This is a genomic window from Clostridium sp. BSD2780061688st1 H5, from assembly GCF_005845155.1.
In the GTDB taxonomy this organism is placed as follows: Bacteria; Bacillota; Clostridia; order Lachnospirales; family Lachnospiraceae; genus Claveliimonas; species Claveliimonas intestinigallinarum.
Map to the genome: position 1 here is coordinate 58,629 of NZ_SPGT01000008.1, position 13,716 is coordinate 72,344.

Sequence of the window (13,716 nt, forward strand, 5' to 3'; positions counted from 1 at the left end):
GAGAGTGAAGAAAATGGACAAGAAAACATCCAGGAGCAAAGGGTTCCATATGCCCCATGTATTTATCATCCTGCTGCTCATCATGTTGTTCGTGGTGGCGCTGTCCTACATCATCCCAAGCGGAAGCTACGAGCGGATCACAGACGAGGCAACGGGCATATCAGTGGTGGATCCGGACACATTCCAGTACGTGGAAAATGAAAATCCCATCACATTTATGAACTATTTTGAGGCGGTGTACAACGGCTTTGTCAACGGAGCCACTATCATGGGTACTCTGTTCATCAGCTCCGGCGTGATCTATCTTCTGGAGGTCAGCGGAGCCTTCGGAGCCGGGATCGGCGCTATCCTGAAACGGACAAAGGGCAGGGAATTCTCTGTTGTATGGATTTTCTACACGATCTTTGTCATTTTCGGCGTCCTGGGCTACGGGGAGGCCGCCTACCCCTTTTACCCGCTGGCAGTGAGCATCGGGTTTGCCCTGGGATATGACAGGATCGTAGGCACCGGGCTGGCCATCGTGGGGAGCACAGTGGGATTTACCTCCGGGCTCATGAACATGTTTACCACCGGTGTCTCCCAGCAGATCGTAGGACTTCCCATGTTTTCCGGAATCGGCTACCGGGCGGTGGGCCTGGCGGTATTTTATCTGATCGGCCTTGTGGGACTCTACAATTACTGCCGGAAAATACGGAAGGATCCGGCAAAAAGCATTGTGAGTGAAGAGTACATGAATCAGAAAGCGGAAGAGCAGGTGGCCCACACAGAGGAGATGACGGGCAGGAGAGTGCTTGGACTTCTGGCATTTCTTATTGTCATTGTCATTCAGGGCTACGGCTGCATCAGGCTGGGATGGTCCTTTGCCCAGATTGCGGCCCTGTATGTGATGTTCGGCATTGTGCTGACTGCCATCTTCCGGTTCAGCCCAAGCGAGGCCTGCCAGCTCTTCTGCAAAGGAGCTACCAGAGTCTTCGCGGCGGCCTTCGCCGTGGGCCTGGCCCAGTCTGTAGTCGTGCTCATGAACCAGGCCTGCATTATGGACACCATCGTGCACGCCATGGCGGAATTCCTGCAGAACAAGAGCGCGATCCTGGCGCTGCTGATCGTATTTGTGTTTGTGACCCTGTTTAACTTCCTGGTCGTATCGGGAAGCGGAAAGGCGGTCATCATCATGCCGATCCTTCAGCCCCTTGGAAAGATCCTGCACATCAACCAGCAGGTGCTTGTGCTCACCTACCAGTACGGCGATGGCATCACCAACAGCTTCTGGCCGGGGAGCTCCCTTGTCCAGCTGTCCATGTGCGGCGTGGACTACGGCTCCTGGATCAGGTTCTGCTGGAAGATTTATCTGTCGTTTATTGTGAGCGCCTTTATCCTGATTATGATCGCCTACGGTATCGGCTACGGCCCGTTCTGAGTAAAAGAGTGTGAAACAGCGGAAATTTTCCTTGCAATTCTTCTGTGCATATGCTATGATAAAATGCGTTGTGAGAAGATAGAGATGGTCCTCTGATACGCTTCCGCGCTGAGGCGGGAATAGAGAAATGTATTAAGAACGTCCGAATAACAAGGAGGTCACACAATGAACGATATCATTAAGAACATTGAAGCTGAGCAGCTCAAAGAGAACGCGCCTGAGTTCAGAGTAGGCGACACCGTAAAGGTTTACGGAAAGATCAAAGAGGGAAACCGTGAAAGAATCCAGGTTTTTGAGGGAACAGTCCTGAAAAAACAGGGTGGAAGCACAAGAGCAACATTTACTGTGAGAAAGAATTCCAACGGAGTAGGTGTTGAGAAGACATGGCCGCTCCATTCTCCTAACGTAGAGAAGGTTGAGGTTGTCCGCAGAGGTAAAGTGAGACGCGCAAAACTGAACTACTTAAGAGACCGCGTAGGAAAAGCAGCCAAGGTAAAAGAATTAGTAAAATAAGAAAACAAAGAGGAAGGGACAAATACATACAGTATCTTGTCCCTTTTATGCTATACAGGGAATTCTGACAGGAAAAGAATTATGAGAGGATTAAAATTCAGAAGAAGACGGCGCAGAAGAAATAAATTTCGCATAGAGATGCTCAGGCCGGTGGCTGTGTGGGCGGGCAAGATTGCCATTGTGTGCCTGTTTGCCTTTGTCTTCGTGTGGTATTTCGGGCAGAGAGTGGCCGTGGTGGGAGATTCCATGAACCCGATCCTGAACAACGGGGACATAGCGCTTGTAAACCGGATCGTATATGATGCCACAGCGCCCAAAAGGGGAGACATTATTGTCTTTAAGCCAAAGGGAAATGAGAATTCCCACTACTATATCAAGCGGATCATTGGGCTCCCCGGCGAGAAGGTGCAGATCCTGGAGGGCGAGATCTACATTGACGGAGAGAAGCTTGAGGAGGACTACGGAGTCAGCGAGATCACGGATCCCGGCATTGCGGCGGAGGAGATCGAGCTGGAGGGAAATGAGTTCTTTGTACTGGGAGACGACCGGGAGAACAGCGAGGACAGCCGCATGGCAGATGTGGGCAATGTGAAGCGTTCCTATATATATGGAAAGGCCTGGTTTGTCATCTCGCCCTGGGAGAATTTTGGGTTTGTGCGCTCCTGAGGACACGGTTTTTCAGAGCACACGTTTTCAATCATTGTTTTTAATTAATAAGGAGGAAACACATGCATTTTCAGTGGTATCCCGGCCATATGACAAAGGCCAAGCGGATGATGCAGGAAAATATAAAGCTGATCGATCTGGTGATCGAGCTGACAGACGCCCGGATCCCGGTGAGCAGCCGGAACCCGGATATCGACGATCTGGGGAAGAACAAAGCCAGACTGATCCTTCTGAACAAGGCGGATCTTGCGGAGGAAAAGTGGAATGACGCCTGGATGGAGTATTTCCAGGCAAAGGGCTTTTCCTGTGTCAAGGTCAACTCCAAAAAGGGAGGCGGGGTAAAGAGCATCCACGCTGTCATCCAGGAGGCCTGCAAGGAGAAGATCGAGAGAGACCGGAAGAGAGGAATCCTGAACAGGCCGGTGCGCGCCATGGTGGTGGGCATTCCCAATGTGGGCAAATCCACCTTTATCAACGCCCTGGCCGGGAAGGCCTGCGCCAAGACGGGAAACAAGCCCGGCGTGACAAAGGGAAAGCAGTGGATACGGCTCAACAGGAATGTGGAGCTTCTGGATACCCCGGGTATTCTCTGGCCGAAGTTCGAGGATCAGTCTGTGGGAATGAAGCTGGCCTTTATCGGTTCTATCAAGGATGAGCTCCTGCAGAGAACAGAGCTTGCCGCGGAGTTTGTGAAGTTCATGCAGCGGCATTACCCCGGCGTCCTGGCGGAGAAGTATGAGACCAGCGAGGAGGGGGAGGCCTATGCTGTCCTGGAGGGGATAGCAAGGAGCCGCCATTGCCTTGTGCGGGGGAACGAGCTGGATCTGGAGAAGGCGTCCGCCCTGCTCCTGGATGATTTTCGGGACGGCAGGCTGGGCAGGCTGACACTGGAATATCCGGATCAGATATGATAGAATTTTATTTGATAGTAAAAAGAAGGCAGGATGAATAGAAAATGGCAAGACGCAGACGAGAGAAAGAACACGGCATATTCCGGGAGCTCCTGGGATGGCTTGTATATATACTGATCATTATAGGGCTGAGCTATCTGATCATCACCTATGTGGGACAGAGGACCATGGTCAGCGGACAGTCCATGGAGCCCACCCTGAGCAACGGCGACAATCTGATCGTGGATAAGATCTCCTACCGGTTCCGGGATCCTCAGAGATACGATATCATTGTATTCCCGTATAAATACGAGGAGGATACCTACTATATCAAGAGGATTATCGGCATGCCCGGCGAGACGATCCAGGTCATCGGCGGCTATGTCTATATCAACGGGGAGCTGCTGGAGAGCGATATCTACGGGGCGGAGCCTATGGAGAGCGGACAGCTTGCGGATCAGCCCATCACCCTGGGAGATGACGAGTACTTTGTGCTGGGAGATAACCGGAACCACAGCTCTGACAGCCGTGATCCCAGCGTTGGGGTGCTCAAAAGGAGCGACCTTCTGGGCCGGGCCTGGGTGCGCATCTATCCATTTGACAAGATAGGATTTATCAGGCATGAATAAACGGGAAGAAGAAAAGAAGAGAAGACAGGAAGAGAGGCTGAAAAAGGAGCTGGCCCGGCTGGAGGCCATGAGCGTGTACGAGAGGGAGTATGCTGCCTGCGGCGCCATCTGCGGCATCGACGAGGCCGGCCGTGGCCCTCTGGCAGGCCCGGTGGTGGCGGGAGCTGTCATCCTTCCGAAGGATGAGCAGATTTTGTATGTAAATGACTCCAAGAAGCTGTCGGAGAAAAAGCGTGAGCTGCTCTACGATGAGATCACGGAGCGGGCCCTGGCCGTGGGCGTGGGGATTGTGGGACCGGAGCGGATCGATGAGATCAATATCCTCCAGGCGACCTACGAGGCCATGCGCCTGGCAGTGGGACAGCTGGAGATGCGGCCGGATATTCTGTTGAACGACGCAGTCACCATACCGGGAATAGACATTCAGCAGGTGCCTATCGTCAAGGGAGATGCCAAGAGCGTCTCCATCGCGGCGGCCAGCATCATCGCCAAGGTCACCAGGGACAGGCTGATGCGGGAGTACGACCAGGTTTTTCCGGAGTACGACTTTGCCTCCAACAAGGGGTATGGCACGAAGAGCCACATTGAGGCGCTGAAGGCTCTCGGCCCCACACCCATACACAGGAGGACATTTATCCAGCACTTTGTGCAGTGACGGAGACGACAGGCTGACGTGAGGACAATATGGGAGCAGGCATGCCGGCAGAAGGCGGATGACAGGACAGATATCAGGACAGAAGCAGGACAACAGAAGGCAGACCGGAGCGGTCTATGAGAGGAAGGCGGGAGCCTATCTGGAAAGGCAGGGCTATGAGATCCTGCAGTACAATTACAGATGCCGGGCGGGAGAGATCGACATCGTGGCCCGGGACGGCTCTTTTCTTGTCTTCTGCGAGGTGAAATACAGGAAGACAGCAGGCAAGGGCTGGGCTGTCGAGGCCGTGACGCCCGGAAAGCAGAGGACCATCTCAAGGTGCGCCCTCTTTTATCTGATGGAGCATCACCTGACAGGCGCCTCCTGCCGCTTTGATGTGGTGGGCATTGACGGCGCGTCGGAGAGGATTACGCTGATCAAGGGCGCCTTTGACTATGAGGAGTGAAGACATGGGAATTGGGTTAAAATACAAAGATGAGAGGCACATATTTGACGAGAGGGAAAAGGACGGTGTCCCCTATCTCTCCTTTCCTCTTCTGGAGCAGACGGGGATCGTGAACCAGGGATTTTCCACCAGGCTGGGGGGAGTCAGCCAGGGCGGCTGCGCTTCCATGAATATCAGCACCCACAGAGGAGACGCCCCGGCGGCTGTGGAGGAGAACCGAAGGAGGATCGCCTCCGCCGTCGGTGTGGACCCGGAGAAGATGGTCTACACCTGCCAGACCCACACAACCAATGTGGCTCTTGTTACCGGGGAGGATGCGGGGAAAAGCCTGCCGGAGACGGACGGCATGATCACCCGGACACCGGGGCTGTGCCTGGTCACCTTCTATGCGGACTGTGTCCCCCTCTATTTTGTGGATCCGGTCAGAAAAGCCGTGGGGCTTTCCCACTCCGGCTGGAGAGGGACTGTCGGCGACATGGCCGGCGTGACCGTGGGAATGATGGGGGAGGTGTTCGGGAGCCGGCCGGAGGATATCCTTGCCGCCGTAGGCCCCTCCATCTGTCAGGACTGCTACGAGGTCAGCGAGGATGTGGTCAGCCAGTTCAGGGAGAGTTATCCAGCAGAGGAGTGGGAAGAGCTGTTTTACCAGAAGGAGGAGCAGAGGAAGAAGGGCAAATACCAGCTTGACCTCTGGAGGGCCAATGAGCTCAATCTTCTGAGGGCAGGCCTTCTGCCGGAGCACATTGCCGTGACCAACCTCTGCACCTGCTGTAATCCCGGTCTTCTGTTTTCCCACAGAGTGACCGGCTGGAACAGAGGAAACCTGAGCGCGTTTCTGGCTCTGAAGGAATAGATCTGAAGAAGTAGACCTGTTTACATCATAAGGAGGAAAATATCTGTGAATACAGACGAGATAGCTGAGACAACCCAGGAGACAGTGGAGAATGTCAATTTGCTGCTTCAGTTTATAGAGGACCATATCCCGGATATGATCGGATTTGGGTTCAAGATCCTCTTTGCGGTCATTTTGCTCATTGTCGGGAAATATATCATAGGGGCTGTCCGCAGGCTGACGGCAAAGGCCTTTGCCCGCTCCAACGCGGACACGGGAGTGAGTCAGTTTACGGACTCCATCATCAAGTACGGCCTGTATACAGTGCTGGTCATCCTTGTGGTGACCAGCTTTGGAGTCAACCTTTCCTCCATCACGGCGATCCTGGCAGCCGCCGGTGTAGCCGTCAGCCTGGCGCTGCAGGATGTGATCTCCAACTTTGCGGGCGGGGTTCTGATCCTGACACTGAAGCCCTTTGCTGTGGGTGACTATATTATAGAGGACAACAATAAAAATGAGGGGACTGTCAAGGAGATCCAGCTGTTCCACACAAAACTGACCACGGTGGACAACAAGACCATTGTGATCCCCAACGGGATGCTGACCAACAACAGTCTCACCAACGTGACCGCCAAGGATGAGCGGCAGCTTGACCTGCGGATCGACATTTCCTATGAGTCAGATCTGCGGAAAGCAAAGGGGATACTGGAGGACATGCTGAAAAGTACGCCCGGTATACTGAGGGACATGGAGACATCCGTCTTTGTGGACTCCCTTGGCACGAGCAGCGTGGTCCTTGGAATCCGGGCCTGGACCAGAATGGAAGATTACTGGCCTGTAAGGTGGAAGCTGCTGGAGGACATTAAACTGACCTTTGACGAGGAGGGAATCAATATCCCCTACACCCAGATCACTGTGCACAGCGCCGGAAAAGAGTAAAGGAGATGGCCGCTGAAAATCGCTGACGAAGAGGCCGCAAAAGAAGAGGGGGAAGAAAATGCCAACGAGAAAAGAGATGAAGCGAAGGGCCAGAAGAGCCCTGAAAAGACATTATATCATGTATGTGGCGATTTGCCTGATCGCAGCCTATACAGGATCGGAGTTTGCCTCCTCCCTGGATGCGCTGGACGTAACGCCGTCTGCGGGCTATTACGAGACAGAGACCCGTCTGGAGAGCCCGTCAGGGATTAACGAGGGCTTTGCGGACGTGATGTTCGATCTTCTGGAGGGGGACGAGGAGGATGGCAGGACCTTGTCCGAGGAGATCAAGGCGGAGGAGATTGAAGAGTCTAAAAGCGGAAACCCGGCCTTGGGGAGAACAAGAGGTGTACTCGCCGGCCTTGTGAACAATGTGACGTCGGGCTCTATCGTGGTCAGTATGCTGGCAGCTCTCCACTCCCTGACAGGCTCAGAAAATCTTGCCATATTGATCCTTATCCTTCTGGGGACGGCCGTCCTTTTCTCCATGTGGTTTTTCTTTGTAAATATATTCAAGGTGATCTCAAGGAGAGTATTTCTGGAGGGGCGTATTTACGAGAAGGTTCCTTTTCAGCGGATGCTGTTTCTTCTGCGGGTGAAGAAATGGACCAAGGTGAGCTGTACCATGTTCCTTGTCTCTCTGTACCAGATGCTCTGGAGCCTGACCATCGTGGGAGGAGTCATCAAATATTTTTCCTATTATCTCGTCCCCTACATCGCTGCGGAAAATCCGGATATCTCTCCCAGAGAGGCCATCAATCTGTCCCGCAGGCTGATGAAGGGGCGCAAGTGGGAGTGCTTTGTGTTTGAAGTGTCCTTTTTCCCCTGGCTTCTTTTGGGCGTTGTTACACTGGGACTTACAGAGGTGCTGTATTCCAATCCCTACAGGGCTGCTGCCTTCAGTGAGTACTACGCCGACATTCGGGCAGAGGCAAAGAAGGCTCATATGAAGGGCAGTGAGCTTCTGAATGACACCTATCTGTATGAGATGCCGGAAGACGAGCTGATCTATCTTGCCTACGAGGATGTCATCTCCGCACTGATCCGGGGGCCAAAGGATGTCCTGAAGCTGTCCGGCGTGAGGAAATTTTTCGCGGATTACCTGGGCGTGCTGCTCACCAACTCAAAGAAGGAAAAAGAGTACGAGCAGATGCAGGCCCGTCTGGTAAAGATGGAGCTTTTGAAGGATGCCGTGGACAGGAAGGCGTATCCCAGCAGGCTTTCCGCAGTCCCGGAGGTGGAGAAGAGAAAGAGGATCGAGACGATCCATTATCTCAGGCATTATTCCATCTGGTCCATTATCCTTCTATTCTTTATCTTCTCCGTGATCGGGTGGACCTGGGAGGTCAGCCTCCATCTGGTGACGGACGGCGAATTTGTCAACAGAGGTGTGCTACACGGGCCCTGGCTTCCCATCTACGGAGCCGGCGGCGTGCTGATTTTAATGCTGCTCAACAGGCTGAGAAAACGCCCGGTGCTGGAGTTCGTCGGCATTGTCGTCCTCTGTGGCTGTGTGGAGTATACGACCTCCCTCGTCCTCGAGATTCTTCACGACGGGGAGAGATGGTGGGATTACAGTGGATATTTTCTGAACCTGAACGGGAGGATCTGCGCGGAGGGACTGCTCGTGTTCGGCATAGGAGGCATAGCTATCGTATACATGCTGGCGCCTCTGCTTGACAACCAGATCCAGCGCATACGCTCCTGGATCCTGATCCCCCTGTGCCTGATGCTTCTGACAGGGTTTGCGATAGACAATATCTACTCGGCTCAGTATCCAAACAGCGGAAAAGGAATTACAGATTATGAGGAGAAAGCAGCGTGCTCGCAGTATATTTATCCCCCCTATACATACTTGTAAATGCTTATATTTTCTGGAGGCTGATACAGTGGCTCACAGCGTGCTGCGGCGGCTTTAAAAGGCTGCCGGCGCGCATTGGCGCAGGTATTGTGTATCTGTTCTTTGCCACCTCCCTGCTGGTGGGATTTCTCCTGCCGGCAGGAGGTGCCCAGCGGTTCTTTAAGTCCGTGGGCAACTACTGGCTGGGCGTGCTTTTGTACACAGTCCTTGTGCTGGCTGCAGTGGAGCTGATCCGTCTCTTTGCCTGGCTTGCGGGGCGCCGCCGGAGGAGAGGAAAGCAGCCGGCGGAAGAGAATATGGAAGGAAAAGCGCATGCCTCGGCCCTGGCCCCGGACCGGGGAAGGCGGGTGGCCGCGGGAGGCGCGGCCCTTCTCCTCATTGCGGCTCTGTCTGTGTGGGGCGCAGTGAACGCCAGGATCATCCACACCACGGACTACCAGGTGTCTGTAGACAAGAGGGCAGGAGAGCTGGAGGAGCTGAAGGTGGTGCTGACAGCGGACCTGCATCTGGGCTACAATATCGGCTGCAGGCAGATGGAGGACATGGTGGAGAAGATCAACCGGGAAAATCCCGACCTGGTGGTCATTGCAGGGGATATCTTTGACAATGAGTACGAGGCCCTGGATGACCCGGACAGGCTGGCGGAGATCCTCGGCGGCATCTCCTCCAGGTACGGCGTCTACGCCTGCTACGGGAACCACGATATACAGGAGAAGATACTGGCCGGCTTTACCTTTGGCGGCAAGGGCGGGAAAAAAGAGAGCGATCCCAGGATGGATGATTTTCTTGAGAAGGCGGGTATCACTCTTCTCCAGGATGAGGGCGTGCTCATCGACGACAGCTTCTATCTCTTTGGCAGGGCGGACGCTGGGAAGCCGGGGAGAGGGATCACAGTCCGGAAGACGCCGGAGGAGATCACGGCTGACATGGATCTGACTAAGCCCGTCCTTGTGCTGGATCACGAGCCAAAGGAGCTCCAGGAGCTGGCGGACGCAGGTGTTGATGTGGATCTGGGCGGGCACACCCACGATGGACAGATGTTTCCCGGCAACATTGTCATGAAGTTTCTGTGGGAAAATCCCTGCGGCTATCTGAAGAAGGATCAGATGCACAGCATCGTCACCTCCGGCGCGGGGCTCTTTGGCCCCAATATGCGGGTGGGGACAAAGGCGGAGATCTGCGTGGTGGATATCCGTTTTGAGGGGGAGTAGAGGAACCGCGGAAAAGAGAATTTGTGCGGAAAATAGTGAAAAAACTTCTTGCATTTCGGCGGAAATACGATATAATATTAGTTGTGGCTTTCGCAAAAAGCTGCTAAGCCGGAATAGCTCAGTCGGTAGAGCACTTCACTCGTAATGAAGGGGTCGTCAGTTCGAGTCTGATTTCCGGCTTTTATAGAGAAGGAGGAACCTTTTGGGCTCCTCCTTTTCGTTTTATATTTTGCTTTTTATGCCGGACCCACTACAATGCGGCCCTCCCTGGCAAACCCTACAGGAAGACAGCACAGCTCGGCAGTGGCGCAGAATTTGTCTGCGCAGCTAATGATCCACGCCTCCCTGCTCGTGGGAAGGGGGCCCAGCGGGAACATGTGTGACAGGATCGCCAGACGTTCCTTCTCAGAGATCTCAAACCGTTCCTGGCTGTTTCTTGCGGCCACCTTCGGGTGGTAAAATGCCTGGAATTCCTTGACCGGTTTGGGATCGCTGAATTTATAGAGAAAGAAATCATGGAGGAGACCGGCCCTTGCGGCCACCCGCTCGTCACATCCAAGCCTCCTGGCCATTTTCCAGGAAATGTAAGATACGTTCAGGCTGTGGATCAGCCGTGTCGTCTTCAGGTGCTGGATATATCCCGACAGCTTTCGAAACTCCTCGTCCTCCAGAATATCTCTGACGATCTCCACATACTCTGAGGAAATATCCTCCGTAACCTTAATGTCCATCGGCACTCACTCACTTTCTTTTTATATGGGCATTTTTCTGCTCTTACTTTCTATATAGCTTTCAAAATGAAAAAAGTCAATGAAATTAATGAAAAAATAAGGAAGAATATGTTAGAATAGTAGGGCAGGATTTCAGGAAGGAGAAAAGGAATATGAAACTTACGATACTTGGAACCGGAAATGCGGCAGTTACGGAAGTCTACAACACATGCTTTGCATTTTCAGACGGAGACAGACATTTCCTGGTGGACGCAGGCGGCGGAAACCAGATTTTAAAGAGACTGAAGGATGCGGGGATCCCACTGAAGGACATTCACGACATCTTTATCACACACGAGCATATTGACCATCTTCTTGGGCTGATCTGGCTTGTGCGTATGATCGGACAGAATATGAACAAGGGAAAATACGAGGGAGATCTGCGGATTTACTGTCATGCTGATCTGATCCCGGTGATCAAGACCATCACAGACCTCACCATCCAGAAAAAGGTGACAAAGCACATCGGGGAGCGCATCCAGCTCATTCCGGTGGAGCATGGTGAGACGAGGGAGATCATAGGCTGTCCGGTGACATTTTTCGACATCTACTCCACAAAGGCGAAGCAGTATGGGTTTACGATCATGCTGCCGGGCGGCGTGAAGTTTACCTGTGCGGGAGACGAGCCCTACAATGAGAAGGACTACGAGTTTGTGAAGGGCAGCGACTGGCTCATGCACGAGGCCTTCTGCCTGTACAGCGAGGCGGACGAGTTCGGCCCCTATGAAAAGCACCACAGCACAGTGAAGGAGGCCTGTCAGACAGCTGAGGAGCTTCAGATTCCGAACCTGATCCTCTACCACACAGAGGACAAGAATATTGCCAGGAGAAAAGAGCTCTACACAAACGAGGGAAAAGAATTTTACCACGGCAACCTGTACGTGCCGGACGATATGGAGACCTTTGAGATCTAGGAAGATATAAGGAAAGGGAGGGACGGCTATGCCGGTTACAAGACAGATGATCTTTCCTCTTGCCTTTTATAAAAAGTCCAAATTCAACGGCAGCAAGGGAAAGCTGAACTACCGGATCGAGAAGGTGTTCGGAGATGAAAAGGATGAATTCCTCCTGACAGTCTGGAAGGGGCCCTTCTGCTATGACGCCACGAAGGAGGAGAAGACCACCTACAGGTATCCCTTCAGCGATGAGGGGCTGGACGCCATCGTAGAGCAGCTGAACAAGCTGCCCACAGCAGAATAGAGATCAGAGGAAATAATGGATATGTAAGGCAGCCTGCGTTTTCGGACGCGGCTGCTTTTTTGCTGTCTACTCCCGCCGGGAACTGCTGTCAAACATCCGCCTGCGGTAGAGCCGCTCGAGAAGATTGATGACAGCGTAGAGGAGCATGGCCATGAGGCACAGGAGCACGATGGACATCAGGAGCCAGTCGAGCTTGAACGTCTGGCTGGCGTAGATGATGAGATACCCGAGTCCCTGCCTTGCAGCCAGGAATTCCCCGATGATGACCCCTACCAGGCAGAGCCCGATGTTCACCTTCATTGTGCTGATGAGAGCGGGGATGGAACTGGGGATGACCGCCTTTGTGAGGGCCTGGAGCCGGGTACCGCGGAGGGTATAGATCAGTTTAATCTTCTCCGGCTCCACGGTGCGGAAGGCTGTGTACAGGTTCAGGATGCTGCCGAAGATGGCCACGGACATGCCGGCCACAATGATGGTAGTAGTGGTGGCTCCCAGCCAGACAATGAGGAGAGGGGCCAGGGCGGATTTTGGCAGGCTGTTCAGCACCACCATGTAGGGGTCCAGTATCTCCGAGAGCTTCGGGCATAGCCACAGGGCAACTGCCATCAGAACACTGATGGCAATGACCAGAAGAAAGCTGACGATAGTCTCGTACAGAGTCACCCCGATGTGGAGGAAGATACTGCCGTCCCGTGCCATTTCCAGAAAGCAGACGGCGATCTTTGAAGGGCTGCTGAAGATGAAGGAGTCAATGACCCCTTTGTCTGCGCAGAGCTCCCACAGGCAGAAGAAGCCGATGAGGATCGCGAGCCTGGACAGGATTACGGTCAGGCGGTGCTTTTTTTGACGGTTCAGATAGCGCAGCTGAGCTGCAGATAGTTCATTCATTGCTGTTCAGTTCCTTCCAGATTAGATTGAAATAGGTCTTGAACTCCGGGGCGGCCCGGCGGTTCAGGGGTGTATCGTTTTCAAGGTCAAAGATAAGAGGCAGCGTCTGCCGGATGGTGGCGGGTCTCGGGCTCAGGATGATGACCCGGTCAGCCAGCGACACGGCCTCAGACAGGTCGTGAGTCACCAGGATGGCTGTCTTTTTCTCTTTGCGGATGATCTGTCCTATGTCATCGCTGACCCGGAGCCTTGTCTGGTAGTCGAGAGCAGAGAAGGGCTCGTCGAGGAGCAGAATATCCGGCTCCAGCACCAAGGTCCGGACAAGAGCCGCCCGTTGGCGCATGCCGCCGGAGAGCTGGGAGGGCCTGGCGTTCTCGAACTGGGACAGGCCGTAGGTGTCCAGGAGCTCGTGGGCCTTCTGCCGGGACTTGGTGGTCAGCATGTGCTGTACCTCCAGGCCCAGGATGACATTATTGTAGATTGTCCGCCACTCAAAGAGCTGGTCGTGCTGCAGCATGTAGCCGATATTGGTGGTGCTCTCCCTGAGTTCCTTTCCGCGCACCCGAATCCGTCCCTTCTCCGGTGTGAGCAGCCCGCAGATGAGTGACAGCAGGGTGGATTTGCCGCAGCCGGAGGGACCTACGATGGCAACAAATTCTCCCTCCTTCATTCCAAATGAGATATCTGAGAGTGCAGAGGTCTCTCCATCCATAGTATGATAGGAATAGTAAATATGTTTCAGCTCTAAAATTTCTTCCATG

Annotated in this window: 16 protein-coding genes and 1 tRNA gene; 14 read left to right on the plus strand and 3 right to left on the minus strand. The window is 53.7% G+C overall.

Annotation, left to right across the window (positions count from 1 at the left end; genetic code table 11):
- Positions 1-13: 13 nt before the first annotated feature.
- The 12 genes from FGQ86_RS06850 to FGQ86_RS06905 all read left to right on the plus strand — a co-directional run bounded on the left by FGQ86_RS06850 (position 14) and on the right by FGQ86_RS06905 (position 10,277).
- A complete protein-coding gene (locus tag FGQ86_RS06850; protein ID WP_033125425.1) occupies positions 14-1,417 on the plus strand; it encodes a TIGR00366 family protein in 1,404 nt (467 codons plus the stop codon).
- A gap of 165 nt (positions 1,418-1,582) precedes the next feature.
- Positions 1,583-1,930: a 50S ribosomal protein L19 gene (gene rplS, locus FGQ86_RS06855; RefSeq protein ID WP_033125426.1), complete on the plus strand. Its 348-nt coding sequence runs from the start codon at positions 1,583-1,585 to the stop codon at positions 1,928-1,930.
- An 81-nt stretch (positions 1,931-2,011) separates the two neighbouring features.
- Positions 2,012-2,596, plus strand: a complete 585-nt coding sequence (lepB, locus tag FGQ86_RS06860; protein ID WP_033125427.1) for a signal peptidase I — start codon at positions 2,012-2,014, stop codon at positions 2,594-2,596.
- A gap of 62 nt (positions 2,597-2,658) precedes the next feature.
- Positions 2,659-3,507, plus strand: coding sequence for a ribosome biogenesis GTPase YlqF (gene ylqF / locus FGQ86_RS06865; RefSeq protein WP_033125428.1), 849 nt, complete (start codon positions 2,659-2,661; stop codon positions 3,505-3,507).
- Positions 3,508-3,551: 44 nt separating this feature from the next.
- Complete coding sequence (gene lepB / locus FGQ86_RS06870) at positions 3,552-4,115, plus strand: signal peptidase I (protein ID WP_033125429.1); 564 nt, start codon at positions 3,552-3,554, stop codon at positions 4,113-4,115.
- Entirely contained in the window at positions 4,108-4,770 is a 663-nt protein-coding gene (locus FGQ86_RS06875; protein ID WP_138303289.1) for a ribonuclease HII, read from the plus strand. The genes lepB (FGQ86_RS06870) and FGQ86_RS06875 overlap by 8 nt, the downstream gene beginning before the upstream one ends.
- Before the next feature lie 58 nt (positions 4,771-4,828).
- On the plus strand, positions 4,829-5,215 hold the full coding sequence (locus FGQ86_RS06880; RefSeq protein WP_033125431.1) for a YraN family protein: 387 nt from the start codon (positions 4,829-4,831) through the stop codon (positions 5,213-5,215).
- 4 nt (positions 5,216-5,219) lie between these two features.
- Entirely contained in the window at positions 5,220-6,068 is an 849-nt protein-coding gene (gene pgeF, locus FGQ86_RS06885) for a peptidoglycan editing factor PgeF (RefSeq protein WP_138303290.1), read from the plus strand.
- Positions 6,069-6,113: 45 nt separating this feature from the next.
- Entirely contained in the window at positions 6,114-6,986 is an 873-nt protein-coding gene (locus tag FGQ86_RS06890) for a mechanosensitive ion channel domain-containing protein (protein WP_052083989.1), read from the plus strand.
- 58 nt (positions 6,987-7,044) lie between these two features.
- The gene (locus FGQ86_RS06895) at positions 7,045-8,886 is read left to right on the plus strand and encodes a DUF975 family protein (protein WP_138303291.1); all 1,842 of its coding nucleotides are present in this window, start codon (positions 7,045-7,047) and stop codon (positions 8,884-8,886) included.
- The gene (locus tag FGQ86_RS06900; protein WP_138303292.1) at positions 8,847-10,097 is read left to right on the plus strand and encodes a metallophosphoesterase; all 1,251 of its coding nucleotides are present in this window, start codon (positions 8,847-8,849) and stop codon (positions 10,095-10,097) included. The genes FGQ86_RS06895 and FGQ86_RS06900 overlap by 40 nt, the downstream gene beginning before the upstream one ends.
- Before the next feature lie 107 nt (positions 10,098-10,204).
- A tRNA-Thr gene (locus FGQ86_RS06905) sits at positions 10,205-10,277 on the plus strand.
- 56 nt (positions 10,278-10,333) lie between these two features.
- On the opposite strand, the gene FGQ86_RS06910 is transcribed toward FGQ86_RS06905, so the two are convergent.
- On the minus strand, positions 10,334-10,828 hold the full coding sequence (locus tag FGQ86_RS06910) for an HD domain-containing protein (protein ID WP_033125436.1): 495 nt from the start codon (positions 10,826-10,828) through the stop codon (positions 10,334-10,336).
- Between the two features lie 152 nt (positions 10,829-10,980).
- Here FGQ86_RS06910 and FGQ86_RS06915 point away from each other — a divergent pair, with 152 nt between their 5' ends.
- Together FGQ86_RS06915 and FGQ86_RS06920 are read left to right on the plus strand one after the other, a co-directional pair.
- Positions 10,981-11,781 (plus strand): MBL fold metallo-hydrolase, encoded by an 801-nt coding sequence (locus FGQ86_RS06915; RefSeq protein WP_138303293.1) that lies wholly within the window; start codon positions 10,981-10,983, stop codon positions 11,779-11,781.
- Between the two features lie 28 nt (positions 11,782-11,809).
- Positions 11,810-12,067 carry a hypothetical protein gene (locus tag FGQ86_RS06920; RefSeq protein WP_033125438.1) on the plus strand — a complete coding sequence of 86 codons (258 nt, stop codon included), beginning with the start codon at positions 11,810-11,812 and terminating at the stop codon, positions 12,065-12,067.
- 66 nt (positions 12,068-12,133) lie between these two features.
- Here the strand turns inward: FGQ86_RS06920 and FGQ86_RS06925 are convergent, their stop codons facing one another.
- Positions 12,134-12,955, minus strand: a complete 822-nt coding sequence (locus FGQ86_RS06925; RefSeq protein ID WP_138303294.1) for an ABC transporter permease — start codon at positions 12,953-12,955, stop codon at positions 12,134-12,136.
- On the minus strand, positions 12,948-13,715 hold the full coding sequence (locus tag FGQ86_RS06930; RefSeq protein WP_033125440.1) for an ABC transporter ATP-binding protein: 768 nt from the start codon (positions 13,713-13,715) through the stop codon (positions 12,948-12,950). The genes FGQ86_RS06925 and FGQ86_RS06930 overlap by 8 nt, the downstream gene beginning before the upstream one ends.
- Position 13,716: the final 1 nt, after the last annotated feature.